Below are 15,402 nucleotides of genomic sequence, written 5' to 3' on the forward strand. Positions count from 1 at the left end.
CCTTTTCCTTTTCTTCTTCGGTAGCCTTCTCCGGACACCGCCGTGGCGCCCCCGGCCCGGAACCTGCACAATGACCCGAACGACGTTCTAGTCAGCTCGCTCGCTTGGAGGCCTGCGCCCATGGGACCCCTCACCGGAATCCGTGTCGTCGAGTTCACCGGGATCGGCCCGGCGCCGATGGCCGGCATGATCCTCGCCGACCTGGGAGCCAGCGTCATCCGCCTGGACCGCCCCCCGGCCGCCGACGCGATGAACGCCGGAGCCGGCGGCCCCCACATGAGCGAGGGGCGCACCGTCCTGGCAGCCGACCTCAAGTCCGACGAGGGGCGCGCCCTCGCCCTCGACCTCGCCTCCCGCGCGGACGTCCTCCTGGAGGGCTTCCGTCCCGGGGTCATGGAACGCCTCGGGCTCGGCCCCGACGCGTGCCTCGAACTCAACCCCCGCCTGGTGTTCGCGCGGGTCACCGGGTGGGGCCAGGACGGTCCGCTCGCCCGCACCGCCGGACACGACATGAACTACGTCTCCGTCAACGGCGCCCTGCACTCCATCGGCCGCGCGGGCGGCCCGCCGGTGCCCCCGATCAACCTGCTCGGCGACTTCGCCGGGGGCACGATGTTCGCGGTCAGCGGGATCCTGGCCGCCCTGGTCGAACGGCAGGCCTCCGGCCTCGGCCAGGTCGTGGACGCCGCCATGGTGGACGGCAGCTCCCTGCTCATGTCGATGGTGCACGAGGACCGCGCCCGCGGGTCCTGGAGCGACGAGCGCGGGACGAACTACCTGGACACCGGCGCGCCCTGGTACGACGTGTACGAGTGCTCGGACGGCGGCCATGTCTCGGTGGGCTGCATCGAGCCCCAGTTCTACGCCGCGTTCCTGGCCGGCCTGGGACTGACCGGTGAGGACCTTCCCGACCAGTGGGACCGGGCGGGCTGGCCGCGGTTGCGCGCACGCTTCTCGGAGGTCCTGCGCACCCGCGGCCGCGACGAGTGGGCCGCGGTGTTCGACGGCGTCGACGCGTGCGTGATGCCGGTCCTGTCCCTGGAGGAGGCGCCCGACCATCCGCACGTGCGCTCCCGCGGGTCCCTGGTCCGCGACGGCGAACGGATCGTCTCCGGCCCGGCTCCGCGCTTCGGCCGCACCCCCGGCGGCGTCACCCGGGGACGCGAGCAGCCCGACACCGACGCGACGCTCCGGGCGTGGGGCGTCACCGCCTGACCCGTTCCGCGGCCGCGGACCTCGCCGCACCCGGCGGCTGGCCGGTCCGGGACCGGACCGACGCCGCACCGGACCTCCTCACGCGCCAGGATCGCGCGGGTCCCCCTACCCGGCGCGGATGATCACTATCGTGGCCAGTCCGGCTGAGCGCGACTGGGGGGTTCGCCATGCCACGACGGCTGGTCACGGGGTCAAGGGCACGCTGGGGAGCGCGCCTGGGCTCGCTCGTCCTGTCCGGGGCCGTACTGCTGTGCGCCTCGGCGGCGCCGACCGCGCCCGCGGGCTCTGCCGCGCCCGCCGAGGCGGCGGCCCTCCGAGCCGGGGCCGACCCCGAACCGGCCGATCGACGCAGTGGCCCGGTGGTCCTGGTGGGAGTTCCGGGGTTGCTGTGGCAGGACGTGACCCCGGAGCACACGCCGACCCTGTGGGGGATGGCCGAGGACGGCGCCGTCGGCAACGTGTCGATCCGCAGCGCCACCTCCCGCACCTGCCCGACCGACGGCTGGCTGTCGGTGTCGGCGGGGCAGCGCGCCCTGTCCGAACGCGAACGCTTCACGGTGTGCGAGGCCGCGCCGGAACCCGAGAGCGACGGCTCGGGGGCGGTCGTCCCCGGCTTCGACTCCTACGTGCGGGTGAACGAGCGCTCGTCCTTCTCCGCCCCCGTCGGCGTGCTCGGGCAGACGGTCCGCGACTCCGGGGGGACGACCCTGGCCGCGGGCCCCGGCGCCGCCCTCGGCGTCGCCGACACCTCCGGCCGTGTCGACCACTACGTCGACGGCCCGCTCGACCTGACCACGGAGCGCCTGAAGGGCGTGTCCCTGGCCGCCGTGGAACTGCCCGAGCTCACCCGGCTGTACCCCGATCCCCCGGGGGTGCGGGGGCAGGCCGAGACGGAGGAACCGCCGGAGCCCGACCCCGAGGACGTCCCCGAATGGGCGCGCGAGGAGGCGCTGGCCGACCTGGACGGCCGACTGAGGGCCCTGGAGCGGATCCTTCCGGCCGGTTCGTCCCTGATGGTCGTCGGCGTGTCCATGGACACCGGCCCTTCCCAGCTCACCGTGGCCCTGTCCGGGGAGATCACCGAGGAGGGGTTCTCCGGGAGCGAGGCGTTCCTGGCGTCGGAGTCGACACGGCGCCCGGGGCTCGTGGCCCTCACCGACACCACGCCCACCGTCCTGACCGCGCTGGGACTGGAGGCGACCGAGCCGACCAGCGGGCGGGTCTGGCACCTGACCGAACGGCCGCCGACGGTCGAGCAGACCGTCGTGCGCCTGGTGGACTTCAACACCGCAGCGGTGGTCGTGGGCGCGGCGATCCCCGGCTTCTTCAGCGGGCTGGTCGCCTTCCAGCTCCTCATCTACGCGGCGGCGGCGTACGCCCTGCACCGGTACTCGGGGCACCAGCGCGGCAAGCGCGCCCTGGTGCTGTCGGTGACGCGGATCGTGGCACTGGCGGGGGCCGCGTTCCCCGTGGCCAGCTACCTGGCCAACCTCATTCCGTGGTGGGCCTCGGAGAGCCCGCTGGTGGCGCTGCTCGCCTGCGTGGTCACCGCCGACGCGCTGGTGGTGGCGCTGGCCGTGGCCGGGCCGTGGCGCAGGAGCATCCTGGGGCCGATGACGGTCGTGGCGGGGGCGACCACGGCGGTGCTCTTCCTCGACCTGTGCTTCGGGGCGAACCTCCAGATGAACTCGCCGACCGGCTACTCCCCGATCGTGGGAGGCCGGTTCTACGGGATCGGGAACATCGCCTTCGCGACGTTCGCGACCGGCATGCTCATGGCGGTCGCCGGGGTCGCCCACGAGCTGATCGCCCGGGGCCGGCAGCGGGCGGCCGTGGTGACGACCCTGACCGTCGGGACGGCGTCCGTCCTGATCATCGGCTGGCCCGGGCTGGGCACCGACTTCGGCGGTGTGATCGCCCTGATCCCCGGGCTCGCCGTGACGACGATGATGATCGCCGGAGTGAGGATCACGCCGGTCCGGCTGGCGGCGGTGGGGCTGGTGGCGGTGGCGGCGATCACGGCGCTGTCGTGGCGGGACTACCTGCGCCCGCCGGAGGAGCGCAGCCACCTGGGGGCGTTCGCCGCGCAGGTGGTGAACGGGGAGGCCGGGACCGTGCTGACCCGCAAGCTGGGGGCGATGCTGGGAACCCTCGGCAACTGGCAGCTGACCCTGCTGGCGGCCTGCGCGCTGGTGTTCCTGTTCGTGGTGCTCAACCGGCCGACCAAGTGGCGGATCGGAGCGCTCCAGCGCGCCTACGAGTACGCGCCGACGCTGAGGGCAGGGCTCACCGGATCGCTGGTCACCGCCCTCGCGGGTTTCGCGGCCAACGACTCGGGGGTGGCGATCCCCGCGATCGCCCTCACCGTGGCTGTTCCGCTGACGCTTTCCGCGTGTGTCTGGGCGGTCCAGCGGGAGGAGCTGGACCAGACACCCGGCCGCGAACCGACCGAGAACGCCCACTGCCTGTGATCCATACCTCATGCAGCACAGGCGGAGCAAACGGCACGAGCACGACCTTGCGTCGCTCACGTCACGAATCGGCCACGGCCCTATGGTAAAGTCCGAGGCCGGGCGGGTCCGCCAGAGGAAATCGGCATCCGCCGGGGGCCCGCGGGGACTCCGGGCCGACCGCCCGGCACACGGTCGCGGCCCCGTTTCCGCCGCCCCGGAAGGCCGCCCCCCGACCTCGGGGGGAATGCCCGCTCCTACGGGCGGGTTCACAGTTGCAGAGGGTCGGTAGTGGCCCGAAGCGACAAGCGACGCGTCCGACGACGCACCACGCGTCTCCGCCATCGGCGGCAGGACAGGGCGCGCCCAGGAACTTTCGACCCGGGTTCACACGTTCGACGGACATCCGTGCTTTGCGCGGAGCCCGCAGGACACCCAGGTGAGAAGGCGTTTCGTTCCCGGACTCAGACCGGGGCACCACGCAAGGAACTCGATGAACCATCAGCTTGGCCACCGCGGTAACGCGGCGAACGTACCGGTCGACACGCGCTCATGGAGCGGCGGACGGCCTGTGTCGCCGACCCATCGGGCACGTCCCGACTACGCCGGAGTCGCAATGCCCGACCTGAACATCTCCTCCACCCTGCACGACGCCGGACGGGTTCTGGCGCTGGACGGGGAGATCGACATGGCCACCGAGCACCGCTTCCAGGAGGCGGTGACCCAGGCCCTGACCACGCAGCCGTTCGGGCGGGTCGTGCTGGACTGCTCCGACCTGCGGTTCATCGACTCCAGTGGTCTGCGGGTCCTCATCCGCGCGCACAAGGCCGCCAAGGAGCAGCAGGCGGTCCTCGCCATCGCCTCGCCCATCCACCGGGTGATGCAGACCCTGCGGGTGACGTCGCTCGACACGCGCATCCCCGTTTTCACCACGGTCTCCGAGGCGCTCGCCGCGCCGCGTGCGAACTGACCGATCTCCGACGGGGAGCCCCGACCCGCTCCCCGGCCGGTGAGGGCCGTCCAGTCCTCCCGGCAATGCACAGGGCGCGACCACGGGGCCGCGCCCTTCTGTGTGCCCGGAACCTCTCGCGTGTCCGGAACCGGCCATCGTGCGGGGAGCGGGCCGGCCGGAGGCCCTCAGAGGAGCAGCAGCCACACGCCCAGTGTGGTCACCGCGATGTTGACCAGGGCGAAGACCACCACCCACAGGGTGCCGGGCACACCGGTGAGCCGGGCGAGCTGGTCGGCGTCGGAGTGGGGGGACGGGTTGCGCCTGCGCTGCGACTGGAGCTCGAAGACCGGGCGCACGCCCGCGAAGAGCAGGAACCAGATGAACAGGTACGCGAAGGCCGCCTGGACCTCGGTCGGGGTGAACCAGCTGACGCCGAACACCACCGCGCCCGTGGCGACGATCGACACCACGCCGTAGACGTTGCGGATCATCAGGAGCATCGCGGCGAGCACGACGATGCTCAGCCACAACAGGGCTGTGATGCGGTCGGACATGAGCATGAGGATGCCCAGGAGGCCGATGACCGACGAGGCGACGTAGCCCGCGAAGACGGTCAGGATCATGCCGATGCCGGTCGGCTTGCCCCGTGAGACGGTCACCCCGGAGGTGTCCGAGTGGAGCCGGATGCCGGTGAGCTGCCGGCCGCTGAGCAGCGCGACGAGTGCGTGCCCGCCCTCGTGGGCGATGGTGACGACGTTGCGCCCGATCCTCCACGGCGGGCCGAGCAGGACCGCTGCCAGGGCCAGGACGGCCGCGGCGATGATGATCCACCGCTCCGGCTCCGGCTGTACGGAGAGGACTTCCTGCCAGACGTCACCCAAGGTTGTTCCCACCACTGCCCCCGACTCCTGCTGTGCGTACCGTCGACGGGCCCGACCGGTTCGCGCCACGGCTGCCGGGAGACGCGGAGAACACGGGCCCTTGCCGAACTTTAGGGCATTTGGACGAGTGCTGCGGGTGCCCTGTGGACGACGGTCGGCCCGGAGCCAAGACACGGATCCACCTCCCCGATGAACTGGCCAAACGGGGGAGGCCGACTTACATTACGACTGTCAGTAGTTCCTTGACTACTTTTAGTAAGGATTCAGTCGTGAAGCGTATTGCCGGACTTGCCCTCATCACCCTGACCACCGGTGCGGCCATCGGCCTCGCCGTCTCGCCCGCCGCCGCGTGGGTCGGCAACGACGGGTTCCAGGAGATCGAGCAGCTCATCGCCGAGCCGATCGGCCACGTGGGCTACGACGGCCACTGGCAGGACCAGGTCGAGGCCGCCGAATCGGAAGAGGTCCTTCCCGCCGAGGAGGCCGCGGGCACCGACGCCGTCGAGGGCACCGCCACCGCCGAGGAGTCCGAGACCGAGGGGGCCAACGCCGAGAGCGCCCACCCGGTCGAGACGACCGAGGCCGAAGGCACCGAGACCGTCGAGGGTGCCGAGACGACCGAGGCCGAGGGCACCCACCCGGTCGAGACGACCGACACCGAAGGCGCCGAGACGGCCGAGGAGGCTGAGGAGACCGAGGCTGAGGAGACCGAGGCCGTCGAGGCCGAGGAGACCGAGGAGACCGAGGGCGCGGAGACCGAGACCGCCCCCAACGGCTACTAGCCGACGCGCCCCGGCCCGCTCCGCGGCGGCCTTGAGGCGCTCCAGGGTCTTCTCGATGCTGCGCGCGTTGTTCGCGGGCATCCCCATCAGGACGTAGAAGGCCGGCAGCCCCCGCGAGTAGTCGAAGGTCTCGGTGACCCGGGTGCCGCCCTCCGGCAGCTCCTCCAGCTCGTAGCGCCAGCGGTGGGGACCCCCGTGGCGCCAGGCGATGAGCCGGTCCTCCTCGTACTCCACCACCCGGTTGGTCATCCGGTAGCCGATACCGAGCATCCGCATGTCCATACCGAACTCGCTGCCCCTCTCCAGCCTCTCGGGGCCGAAGTGGGTTCCGCGCACGGTGCCGGAACCGTCGAACTCGGCGTGCAGTGCCGGTGAGGCGACGATGTCGAAGATCCGCTTGGCGGGAGCGTCCACCACGACGCTCCGCGCAACCTTGTGTTTGGCCATGACCGCATCATGTCACCGTGGTTCACAGCGCCCCCGACGGGCCCGGCGAACCCGTGTCAGCCGCGGACCGCGTGCCGCTCCACCCCCGCCAGCGTCCCCGACCCGGAATCCACGTGCACCACCCAGAACGATCCCTTGCGCAACCCCAGCTGCTGTGTGATCGGCGCTCCGAGCCGGGTGAGCGCCTCGGTCATCAGCCTCGGAACCAGCTCGCCGTGCGTGCACACCACCGTCGGCAGCCCCTCGGCGACGATGCCCGCGAACGCCTCCCGCGCCTCCTCCACGTCGTACTCCGAGCCCTCCCGGACGGTGAAGGCGCGCTCGGTCCGTATCGGCACGTCGTACTCCACTGCGTACGGCAGCATCGACTCCGTGCACCGCGCGGCGGCCGACGACACCACCCGGGGCCTCCCGTAGGCGCCGAGCACCGCGGGCAGGGCCAGGGCGTCGGACCGCCCGGCCTCGTCCAGCGGGCGCAGCAGGTCGCTGTCGGTCCATCCGCGCTTCTCCCCCGCCGACAGGTGCCGCAGCAGGATGACGGGGAAGGTGGTGGCGGGTCCGGCCCGGAAGTTGTCGAGGACCTGGACGTCGTGGTCGTAGGTGAGCCGGTCCCGGGCCTCCTTGACGGGAACCCACTCGACCAGTTCGACCTCCTCGTTGGGCTGGTAGTCGATCGTGCCGCCGGGGTGGTCCGGGGTGGCCGCCCACCACTCCACCTGTTTGGGCCACCCGTCCTTCAGATAGCGCTGGGGCGGGAGCCTGCGCCCCATCAGCGGGGTCAGCCCCGTCTCCTCCTCGACCTCGCGGACCGCTCCGGTGACGGGGTGCTCCCCGTTCTTGAGCTTGCCCTTGGGCAGGGTCCAGTCGCCCCTGTCGGGGCGGCGGATGAGGACCACCTCGATCACGCCGCCGGCGCCCGCGCGCCACAGCACGGCGCCTCCCGCGCGGATGGGTTCGAGGTAGCCGCCGACCGCCGTGTCCCTCGGCGGGAAGGCACTGGTCACACGCACGTCCTCGACCGGCCCCGCACCTTCCGGGGAGTGCTCGCCGTTCTCGGTCATCGGGTCCCCCGCGTCCGCGCCGTCCTCCGTTCTCCCGCTCATCAGTTCTCCACCACCCGCAGGTGGCGGTCGCCGCGCAGGCTGTCCTGGAGGTCGACGAGGGGCTGCCCGTCCTCGCCGCGGGTGTGCCGGGTCCACGTGCCGTCGGGTTCGAGCCGCCAGGACGAGGTGCTCTCGGCCATCGCCAGGTCCATGAGGCCGACGAGGCGGCGGCACTGCTCGGAGTCGGAGACCCGCACCAGTGCCTCCACCCTGCGGTCCAGGTTGCGCGGCATCAGGTCGGCGCTCCCGATCCATACCTGCGGCCGCCAGCCGTTGGCGAACACGAAGATGCGGGAGTGCTCGAGGAAGCGGCCCAGGATGCTGCGGACCCGGATGTTCTCGGAGAGGCCGGGGACGCCGGCGCGGAGGACGCAGCTGCCGCGCACCCACAGGTCCACGCTCACACCGGCCTGGGAGGCCCGGTAGAGGGCGTCGATGATCTCCTCGTCGACCAGGGAGTTGACCTTGATCCGGATGCGGGCGGGCTCCCCCTTGAGGCTGTTCTCGACCTCCTGGCCGATCTGCCGGAGCAGGCCCTCGCGCAGGGCGGCCGGGGCGACGAGCAGGCGGCGGTAGTGCTTCTTGCGGGAGAACCCCGTGAGGCTGTTGAACAGGTCGCTGACGTCCTCGCCCACCTCGGACGCGGCGCTGAACAGGCCGAAGTCCTCGTAGATGCGGGCGGTGCTGGGGTTGTAGTTGCCCGTGCCGACGTGGCAGTAGCGGCGCAGCAGCCCGTCGTCGTCCTTGCGTATGACCATGGACAGCTTGCAGTGCGTCTTGAGGCCGACGACGCCGTAGACGACGTGGCAGCCCGCGAGTTCGAGCTTGCGCGCCCACTGGATGTTGTTCTGTTCGTCGAAGCGGGCCTTGATCTCGACCAGGACCACGACCTCCTTGCCGGCGCGGGCGGCCTCGATGAGGGACTCGACGATGGGTGAGTCGCCGCTGGTGCGGTAGAGGGTCTGCTTGATCGCCACGACCTCGGGGTCGGTGGCGGCCAGGGACAGGAACCGCTCGGTGGTGGTGGCGAACGACTCGTAGGGGTGGTGGACGAGGACCTCCCGTTCGCGGACGGTCGCGAACAGGTCTCCCGAGGTCAGGGTGCGCGGTTCGACCGGGACCATGGGCGGGAAGCGCAGCTCCGGCCTCTCCGTGTCGGCTATCTGGGACAGTCCGGCGAGGTTGAGCGGACCGGGCACGCGGTAGATCTCCTCCTCCTCCGCGCCGAGCTCCTCGGTGAGGATGGAGAGGACCTCGGTGGAGATGCTGTCCTCGACCTCCAGGCGCACGAGGGGGCCGAAACGGCGGCGCAGGAGCTCGTTCTCCAAGGACGTCACGAGGTCGTCGGTCTCGTCCTCGTCCACCTCCAGGTCGGCGTTGCGGGTGACGCGGAAGGCGTGGTGCTCCAGGATCTCCATGCCCTCGAAGAGCTGGGGCAGGTGGGCGGCGATGACGTCCTCGACCGGGACGAACCGGCCGCTGTGGCGGGGGCCGAGTTCGATGAAGCGCGTGAGGGAGCTGGGCACCTTGACCCGGGCGAACATGCGGCGCTCGTCGAGCGGGTCGCGGACGGTGACCGCGAGGTTGAGGGAGCGGCCGGAGATGTAGGGGAAGGGGTGGGCGGAGTCGACCGCGAAGGGGGTCACCAGCGGGTACACGGAGCGCAGGAAGTAGCCGTGCAGGTAGTCGCGCTCGTCCGTGTCCAGCTCGCTCCAGCGGACGATGCGGATCCCCGCGGCCCGCAGGGCGGGGGCGACGCTGTCCTCGAAGCAGGCGGCCTGGCGGAGCATCAGGTCGTGGGTGAACAGCGAGATGCGTTCGAGCAGGGCGCGCGGCCGGTGTCCGCTGGAGGAGGCGACGGCGACACCGGTGGCCAGGCGCCGTTTGAGTCCGGCGACCCGGACCATGAAGAACTCGTCGAGGTTGCTGGAGAAGATGGCCAGGAACCGGGCGCGTTCCAGGAGCGGGATGTCCTCGTCCTCGGCGAGTTCCAGGACCCGCTGGTTGAACCGGAGCCACCCCTCCTCTCGATCCATGAACCTGTCGGCGGGCAGCTCGGTGGTGGGACCCGCTGGCGTTGGCGCTGATTCCGTGCTCACAGTGGGCAGACTCCCCCTCTTTCATGACCGCACGGTGACAACCCCGTGAGGGGAAAATGACCGCCGCGCGGCTGCTATGGAGCTTCTGTACCCACCAGGCCGGGAACGCGCGGGATTTTCGCGCATAGATTGCACAGCTTTCGCACCACGGGGACGAAAACGGGGCCCGTCGTCCCCGGTCGGGCGAGCGGGGACCGGAGGCGCCGTGTGCGAGGAGGCGGCCAGGTCGTGTTCTTCGCGCCCTTCCGGGCTCCGAGAGACTCCGAGAACACACTCCTCAGGTGATGCCGATCCTGAGGTCCGGCGGCATGATCATGACGAACATCCCGATCCGTATGAAGACGTTGATCCACGTGTTGCGGAAGCAGGCCCACAGGTAGCCGTACAGCAGGCCGGCCGAGGCGTAGGTGAGCAGGGCCAGCCCCGTGTCGTACACGATGTCGACCCCGGTGAGCTGTGACACGGCGTCGTAGGGCTGGATGACCGCGTAGGTGAGCGCGAAGACCACCGAGGTCGCGAGGATCCCGCCCCACCGGCCCATCAGTATCTCCAGGCGCGTCTGCACCATGCCCCGGAAGAAGATCTCCTCGCAGACCGCGACGACGGCGAACGCGAGCACGAAACCGAACAGGGGGAAGGACGCCTCGGGGAGCCCGGTGCGCGGGATGAGCAGGTACGCCATCAGGCCGAGGACGACGGCGACGGGGGCCAGGCCCAGCCAGCGCCAGGGCTCGGTCACCTTCAGCGCGACCGACGGCATGGCGGTGCCCTTCCCGTCGATCGTGACGCCGGAGCGGTCCATGACGAGCAGCGGCAGGGTGAACAGGAAGAGCAGCCGGGACACGAGGGACGCGGACATCGCCAGGTCGGCGCCGATCGCCGCCTCGTACATCCCGAAGATCATCGACAGCAGCACCATGGTCAGCACGAAGCCGCCCAGGCAGACCGCCAACCAGACGAGTTCCCTGTTGAGCGGGTGGCCGACCATCGCCGCTGCGACCCGGCGGTCCAGTTCCTCGCGGGCTCCGAACCACCGGACCAGGACCCAGGCCAGGATGCCGCCGAGCAGCATCGGCGCCCAGGAGACCAGGAGGAGGACGGCGGAGTCGCCCAGGACGTCGGAGCGCAGGGCGGGGTGGGTGATCATCGGTACCGCGACGAGCAGGACGGCGAGGGCGGACCACCAGGTGAGCCCCCATCTTCGCACCATGGTCACAAGAGTCCCTCCTGTATCAGAACTCTCATTCTGCCCAAGGGGAAACTAAAAGCTACCCAATGACTACGGTATGTCGCCGTCAGTCTCGAAGGGGCCTCCGGCACGTCGGCGGGGAGACGCCACGGGGCGGCCCCGAGTCGTGTGTCGACTCGGGGCCGCCCCGTGGTCGTTCCTCCCGCGGATCCGCCCTGGACCGCACTGATCCGTGTCGGGTCCGGTCCGGGCGGAGGGCCGCGTCAGTCCCCGTTGTCCAGGACCGACCTGAGGAACGACTTGGTCCGCTCCTCCTGCGGGTCGCCGAAGATCTGGTCCGGCGTCCCCTCCTCGGCGATCTGCCCCTGGTCGAACATGAGCACGCGGTGCGACACGTCGCGGGCGAAACCCATCTCGTGGGTCACGCAGAGCATGGTGATGTCCGTGCTCTCGGCGACCTCGCGCAGGACGTCGAGCACGCCGGCGACCAGCTCCGGGTCCAGCGCCGAGGTGACCTCGTCCAGGAGGAGGATCTCCGGGCTCATCGCCAGCGCGCGGGCGATCGCCACACGCTGCTGCTGGCCGCCGGACAGCTGGGTCGGGTGGGCGTCGATCTTGTCCTCCAGCCCCACCAGTTCCAGCAGTTGCTCCGCCTTGGCGTTCGCCTCGTCCTTGGGGGTCCCGAGGACGTGGACCGGGGCCTCGATGATGTTCTGCCGCACGGTCATGTTCGGGAACAGGTTGAACTGCTGGAAGACCATGCCGATGCGCTTGCGGCGCTCGCGCAGGTAGCTCTCGCTGGCCGGGGCCATGCCTCCGGAACCGCCGCGGGGCATGTGGCTGAAGGGCTCGCCGCCCACCCAGACGACACCCTCGGTGACCTTCTCCAGGGTCATGAGCAGGCGCAGGATGGTGGTCTTGCCGGAACCGCTGGGCCCGATGAGGGTGACCCGCTCGCCGGCGTCGACCGAGAAGTCGAGGTGGTCGAGCACGGTGAGGTCCCCGAACCGCTTGACCACCTGGTCGAAGACGATCAGGGAGTTCCCCTGGGCCTCGGCCCCGACACCCTGGGGTTGTGCGTTCGTGGGGGTATCAGACGGCGGCATAGCGTCGCTCCAGTCGTCGGATGATGATCGCGGACGGAATGCTCACGAGGAGGAACAGGAATCCCACGAGGGTGAACGCCTCCACGATCTTGAAGCTCGCCTGCCCCACCTGCTGGGCGGTGGCCAGGAGCTCGACGACCGTGATGGCGAACAGCAGCGGGGTGTCCTTGAACATCGCGATGAGGTAGTTGCCCAGCGCGGGGATGACCTTGCGGATCGCCTGCGGCAGCACGATCGCGCCCCACGTGCGCCGGGACGGGAGGCTCAGCGCGCGCGCGGCCTCCCACTGGCCCGCGGCCACGCCCTCGATGCCCGAGCGGTACACCTCGGCGGTGTAGGCCGCGTAGTGCACGCCCAGGACGATGATGCCGACCAGCAGGGGTGAGAACCCCGCGGGGACGAGGGCGAAGACGAAGACCAGCTGCACCAGCAGCGGCGTCGTGCGGATGAACTCCATCACGAAGTGGACGATCGACCCGACCACCGGGACCCGGCGGACGATGGCGATCACCAGGCCCAGCGACAGCGCGATCAGGTAGCCGAACACGGTGGCCTGGATGGTGACCCACAGGCCGCGCAGGAGGTCGGGCATGACCTCCAGGGTGAACTCGAAGTCCCAGATCACTTGGCGACACCCACCTTCGTGCCCACGGACGGGGGCCGCAGAAGTGCCAGCAGACCGGTGCCCCCGGGCGGGGTCCGTCCGAGCTTGCGGTTGGCGCGGCGTTCGAGCAGTCGCATGCCGAAGATCAGCACCTGCGCGATCAGGTAGTAGAGGATGAGGGCTCCGGTGAAGGCCAGGACCGTCTCACCCGTGGCGGAGCGGATCTGCTGTGCCACGGCCGTCAGGTCGGCCACACCGATGAGGTAGGCCACCGCGGTGGCCTTCATGAGTTCGATGACGAGGTTGCCGAACGTGGGGAGCATCTGCGCCCACGCCTGCGGGAGCACCACCAGGCGCGTCCTCTGGAACCACGACATGTTCAGCGCGACGGTCGCCTCGACCTGGGCCTTGGGCACGGCGTTGATGGCCGCGCGCACCACCTCGGCGCCGTAGGCGCCGACGTTGATGCCCAGGGCGACGATCGCCGCGAAGGTGTCGTCCAGCTTGAAGCCGGACACCAGCGGTAGGGCGTACGCCATCCAGAACATCAGGACCAGTGCGGCGATCCCTCGGAAGACCTCCACGTAGACCGTGGCCACGGCCCTGGGCAGCCAGTGCCGCATGGTGCCCAGGATGCCGAACACCATGGCGAGTACGAAGGCCAGCGCACTGCCACCAACGGTGAGCTGGATGGTGATCAGAGCGCCGTCGAGATATCGGGGTAGCTGCTCGATCAGGAATTCCACGTCGTGGTCATCCCTCGCAGAGTTCGGCGGTGGTCGCGTCGTCGGGCAGGTCCGCCTCGGTGAAGCCCCACTCCTCGCCCAGTTCCAGGAGGCGTCCGCTCTCCTTGAACTCGGCGATGACGCGGTTGATCTCCTCCAGGAGCCCGGTGTCGTCCTGGCGGACGCACAGGCCGCCCCAGCCCTTCTCCTCCCGGCCGTTGATCTCCGGGAAGAACCCCTCGGTGACCTCGAAGGGGCCGCCTCTGTCGATGAGGAGGTACTCGTGGGAGACCTTCAGCATGGACACCGCGTCGACCCGGCCCGCCTCCAGCAGCTCGTAGCCGGTGGTCTGGTCGGGGATGAGTTCCAGTTGGCCCTCGGGAACCTCGAAGTGCGTGGCGTAGCCCTGCTCGACCGAACCGTTGAGGACCGCGAGGGTCAGGTCGGGGTTCTCCACGAAGGAGGTGAAGTGCTGGATGCCCTCGGGGTTGCCCTCGTTGACGAGGAAGGCCTCCGGGGACGTCGCGGTCGGCTCGGTGAAGGCGACCTGCTCGCAGCGCTCGGGCGTGATGAACACGCCGGCGGCGAGGACGTCGAAGCGATTCGCCTGGAGCCCGGGGATCAGGCCGTCCCAGGTGACGGGGGTCGGCTGGATCTCGGGAACGCCCAGCTCCTCGAAGACCGCCTGGGCCACGGCCGGGGACTGCCCGGCGGGGGCTCCGCTGCCGTCGATGAAGCCGAACGGGATCTCGTTGGCGAGGCCGACGCTCACGAAGCCCTGTTCGCGCAGGCGTTCCAGGGTGGACTGTCCCCCCTCCTCCCCGCCTCCGCCACCGTCGACGCGGGTGCAGGCGGCGAGACCGACCGTGGCGAGCCCCACCCCTCCCAGACGGAGTGCGTCTCGGCGGCCCCAGGTTCCTCGGCTGATCGCTGGTACCTGCTTCTTCACGACTGCTCCTCGATGGTTCGCGAGAGCGACGCTCCCGCCTGAAGCACAGGGCGAGTGCGCCGCGCATTCGGATGGTGGGCGCCTGGTGCGGGCGGTTCGCGGCGCTGGGCCGCGGCTGCGGCCGCCGGTCGGGACACGGAGCGGCGGCGCTGGTACGGGGTCTCCCTCCCCGGGCACACCCAGCAGTAACGAGACACGTTTAGTCCGTTATGCACTGGTTATGGATACGCGGTCGTCGAGTTACCGGGCTTTCGTCCTGTTCAGGGCGGGTCACCTGTGCCTGGTGACCCTGGGTCCGAATCCCGGTCACACTGGGGCGTCGAGTGACCGACGCGCTGTTCTCACCCCATACCGCCCCCCGAGTTCCGCTCCAGAGATCATCATCAAAACCCAGGTGACGACTGTGGGCGGGGTCCGCCACGCGGACCCCGCCCACCTCCTGCCGTGTCTGTGCCCTACGCGGGGGCGTCCTCCTCGACGACGAGCGGGTAGACCCCGTTCTCGTCGTGGACCTCGCGCCCGGTCACGGGCGGGTTGAACACGCACAGCACGCGGAAGTCCGTCTTGGGCCGGACCGTGTGCTTCTCGTGGCCGTTGAGGAGGTAGAGGGTGCCAGGGGTGATGATGTGCTTCTCCCCGGTCTCCTCGTTGGTCAGCTCCGCCTCACCCTCGATGCAGTGCACGAGCTCGACGTGGTTGGCGTACCAGAAGGTCGACTCGGTGCCCGCGTAGAGGATGGTCTCGTGGAAGGAGAAACCCACTTTTTCCTTGGCCAGGATGATCCGGCGGCTGCGCCAGTTCTCCGTCTTGATGTCGGCCTCGGTGTCGTTGATCTCGTCCATGCTGCGAACGATCACTGGTTTCCTCCTTGAACGCGCTGCTACGCCTTGCTGGGGTGGT

The 15,402-nt window shown here is 70.2% G+C and carries 13 protein-coding genes and 1 pseudogene; 4 read left to right on the top strand and 10 right to left on the bottom strand.

What is annotated here, in order from left to right; genetic code table 11:
- Window positions 1-120 precede the first annotated feature (120 nt).
- The 3 genes from Q8791_RS01865 (at window position 121) to Q8791_RS01875 (ending at window position 4,635) form a co-directional block, all read left to right on the top strand.
- On the top strand, window positions 121-1,215 hold the full coding sequence (locus Q8791_RS01865; RefSeq protein ID WP_330089804.1) for a CaiB/BaiF CoA transferase family protein: 1,095 nt from the start codon (window positions 121-123) through the stop codon (window positions 1,213-1,215).
- A gap of 167 nt (window positions 1,216-1,382) precedes the next feature.
- Window positions 1,383-3,686, top strand: coding sequence for a hypothetical protein (locus Q8791_RS01870; protein ID WP_330089805.1), 2,304 nt, complete (start codon window positions 1,383-1,385; stop codon window positions 3,684-3,686).
- 595 nt (window positions 3,687-4,281) lie between these two features.
- Window positions 4,282-4,635, top strand: coding sequence for an STAS domain-containing protein (locus Q8791_RS01875; RefSeq protein WP_330089806.1), 354 nt, complete (start codon window positions 4,282-4,284; stop codon window positions 4,633-4,635).
- 167 nt (window positions 4,636-4,802) lie between these two features.
- Here Q8791_RS01875 and Q8791_RS01880 read toward each other — a convergent pair whose 3' ends face one another.
- Window positions 4,803-5,498: a M50 family metallopeptidase gene (locus Q8791_RS01880; protein WP_330089807.1), complete on the bottom strand. Its 696-nt coding sequence runs from the start codon at window positions 5,496-5,498 to the stop codon at window positions 4,803-4,805.
- 269 nt (window positions 5,499-5,767) lie between these two features.
- Between Q8791_RS01880 and Q8791_RS01885 the strand changes: the two genes are divergently transcribed.
- Window positions 5,768-6,280 carry a hypothetical protein gene (locus tag Q8791_RS01885; RefSeq protein ID WP_330090156.1) on the top strand — a complete coding sequence of 171 codons (513 nt, stop codon included), beginning with the start codon at window positions 5,768-5,770 and terminating at the stop codon, window positions 6,278-6,280.
- An 18-nt stretch (window positions 6,281-6,298) separates the two neighbouring features.
- Here Q8791_RS01885 and Q8791_RS01890 read toward each other — a convergent pair.
- The 9 genes and pseudogenes from Q8791_RS01890 to Q8791_RS01930 all read right to left on the bottom strand — a co-directional run.
- Window positions 6,299-6,727: pseudogene (locus Q8791_RS01890) on the bottom strand (SRPBCC family protein); the annotation flags it as partial.
- A 56-nt stretch (window positions 6,728-6,783) separates the two neighbouring features.
- Window positions 6,784-7,788 carry an NUDIX hydrolase gene (locus Q8791_RS01895; protein WP_330090126.1) on the bottom strand — a complete coding sequence of 335 codons (1,005 nt, stop codon included), beginning with the start codon at window positions 7,786-7,788 and terminating at the stop codon, window positions 6,784-6,786.
- A 41-nt stretch (window positions 7,789-7,829) separates the two neighbouring features.
- The gene (locus Q8791_RS01900; protein ID WP_330089808.1) at window positions 7,830-9,929 is read right to left on the bottom strand and encodes an RNA degradosome polyphosphate kinase; all 2,100 of its coding nucleotides are present in this window, start codon (window positions 9,927-9,929) and stop codon (window positions 7,830-7,832) included.
- A gap of 277 nt (window positions 9,930-10,206) precedes the next feature.
- Window positions 10,207-11,139 (bottom strand): CPBP family intramembrane glutamic endopeptidase, encoded by a 933-nt coding sequence (locus Q8791_RS01905; RefSeq protein ID WP_330089809.1) that lies wholly within the window; start codon window positions 11,137-11,139, stop codon window positions 10,207-10,209.
- Between the two features lie 242 nt (window positions 11,140-11,381).
- Window positions 11,382-12,224, bottom strand: coding sequence for an ectoine/hydroxyectoine ABC transporter ATP-binding protein EhuA (ehuA, locus tag Q8791_RS01910; RefSeq protein WP_330089810.1), 843 nt, complete (start codon window positions 12,222-12,224; stop codon window positions 11,382-11,384).
- On the bottom strand, window positions 12,211-12,849 hold the full coding sequence (gene ehuD, locus Q8791_RS01915; protein ID WP_330089811.1) for an ectoine/hydroxyectoine ABC transporter permease subunit EhuD: 639 nt from the start codon (window positions 12,847-12,849) through the stop codon (window positions 12,211-12,213). Before ehuD ends, ehuA begins: the two co-directional genes overlap by 14 nt.
- Complete coding sequence (gene ehuC, locus Q8791_RS01920) at window positions 12,846-13,574, bottom strand: ectoine/hydroxyectoine ABC transporter permease subunit EhuC (RefSeq protein ID WP_330089812.1); 729 nt, start codon at window positions 13,572-13,574, stop codon at window positions 12,846-12,848. The genes ehuD and ehuC overlap by 4 nt, the downstream gene beginning before the upstream one ends.
- Before the next feature lie 7 nt (window positions 13,575-13,581).
- Window positions 13,582-14,433: an ectoine/hydroxyectoine ABC transporter substrate-binding protein EhuB gene (gene ehuB, locus Q8791_RS01925; protein ID WP_330090127.1), complete on the bottom strand. Its 852-nt coding sequence runs from the start codon at window positions 14,431-14,433 to the stop codon at window positions 13,582-13,584.
- 524 nt (window positions 14,434-14,957) lie between these two features.
- Entirely contained in the window at window positions 14,958-15,359 is a 402-nt protein-coding gene (locus Q8791_RS01930; protein WP_330089813.1) for an ectoine synthase, read from the bottom strand.
- Window positions 15,360-15,402: the final 43 nt, after the last annotated feature.

The sequence above is a fragment of the Nocardiopsis codii genome, from assembly GCF_036327455.1.
GTDB classification, from domain to species: Bacteria; Actinomycetota; Actinomycetes; order Streptosporangiales; family Streptosporangiaceae; genus Nocardiopsis; species Nocardiopsis codii.